We start from the raw sequence: 528 nt of genomic DNA, 5'->3' as shown, positions 1-528 counted from the left end.
TTCCTACTCAATACACTCCGCGGGCTTCGGGAGGAATGCGAGCCTAGCGTTATCGACTCGATGATTAGTGGCGATGACGGCACTTTCAGGGTGGCAGCTTGGAAGTACTTGCTTCAGATACATCCGCGTCGCGKATTGAAAGTGATTGGGCAGGCCGCCGGCGAGGCCTCGCCGGAGGGGGAGTTGGCCCGTGAAATCCTTCAGACTCTAGCGGGACTTGGAAAAAATACTAATCACCGGAGCACCTAATGGCCGACGTATTCCTTTTCGAGACGCGGGAATCCATTTCTCTTCAGGAATGTATCGCGCGCCTGACAGACATATCACATCCACTCAATGAAGATAATATTTCTTCGGCTGCAGAGCTACTGGTCAAGCTCAGAAACAATAGGGAATTCTTGCCTGCCTATATGAATGGCCTATTGAAAGAGGCCTTTGATGGGAAGCAATTTAAGCGATCCAGTCGGATTTTCCCTCTGTATGAAAGTGCCGAGTTCACGCTACGCGCACTCGTCTGGGAGCCTGTTC

Annotated in this window: 1 protein-coding gene; it reads left to right on the top strand. The window is 51.6% G+C overall.

Annotated elements, in window-relative coordinates; all coding sequences use genetic code 11:
• Nucleotides 1-248 precede the first annotated feature (248 nt).
• Nucleotides 249-528 (top strand): hypothetical protein (locus tag AC1DXV_RS35245; protein ID WP_477938134.1); only part of this gene is annotated, 280 nt, incomplete at its 3' end.

It is taken from the genome of Rhizobacter sp. P3_C12 (assembly GCF_056402735.1).
Note: the sequence above shows the minus strand (reverse complement) of the source record. Positions and strands in the feature narration are given on the sequence as shown.